General features: G+C 30.0%; 1 protein-coding gene. It reads left to right on the top strand.

What is annotated here, in order from left to right; genetic code table 11:
- Positions 1 to 93: 93 nt before the first annotated feature.
- Positions 94 to 1,125: PAS domain S-box protein (locus tag F3H01_RS09505; RefSeq protein ID WP_223155397.1), on the top strand; the 1,032-nt coding region annotated here is incomplete at its 3' end.

Raw genomic sequence — 1,125 nt, 5'->3', positions numbered from 1 at the left:
GATTCTTATATCCAAATAAGTCAATATGAAATACAAAATCTCGCACTTCTAAATAAGCTTGAGCCTATATTTTATGCGATAAAAGGTGCTTTGATGCTTAGTCCTGAAGCAATAGATGATATTTCAAAGCAAATAAAAATGTATAAAAACGAGTATAAAGATAACAAAAAAGCTCAAAATGTATTAGACAAAATACTCTATGCAATTCAAGCTACAAAAACTTTACATACAATCTCAAATAGTGCAAAAGAGCTACATCTTGATAATATGCTAGAAAATTTTAGAGATAAAATCCTAGAATTTCACTCTGATGCGGTAGATAACACAAAAATAGCTCAGTCAATTTGCTTACTTACATTTATAATATTTTGTACATTTGGCCTCTATCAAATCAAAATGGCCTCAGAGCGTTTAAGACAGATAAAACTCCTAAGTTCTACAATTGAAAACGATCATAGCTCTATTATCTATTGCGATAAATACAATAGAATTTCATACGTAAATAAAACCTTTGAAGAAAAAACTGGCTACAAACTAAAGGATGTAATCGGTAAAAATCCTAGAATACTAAAATCATATATGCATCCTCAAAGCTTTTATGAATCCATAAAAGAGGCTGTGCAAAAATCTCTACCTTGGGAGAGCGATGAGCTTATAAGCAGAACAAAAAGTGGTGATTTTTTATATGAAAAGGTAAAATTTTCGCCATTTTTCTTTAAAAATAAATTTGAGGGCTATATAGCCATAAAGCTTGATAGGACCAAAGAGACGCTGATACTAAACGAGCTAACTCAAAAAAATGAACAAATAAAGATACAATCTTCGATCGATAAGCTAACAGGCTTTGGCAACTACTTTGCTTTAACTGAAATTTTAGACGCACAAAAAGATGGAGTGCTCATTTGCTTAAGCATTAAGAATTTTAAAATTTTAAGATTCTTTTATCAAACTAAGATTATCGATGCAATGCTAAAAGCAGTAGCTGATACACTAAAGCTTTGCATAGATACTTCTGAGATAAAAGCAAAGCTATTTAGATTTCAAGATGACGCATTTTATATATGGTATGAAGGCGATAATATCGTAAGAGATATTGAATATATTAGAGAATATTTTAGTTCAAAT

It is taken from the genome of Campylobacter concisus (genome assembly GCF_902460875.1).
GTDB lineage: Bacteria > Campylobacterota > Campylobacteria > Campylobacterales > Campylobacteraceae > Campylobacter_A > Campylobacter_A concisus_AA.
This window is presented reverse-complemented; position numbering and strand designations above follow the sequence as displayed.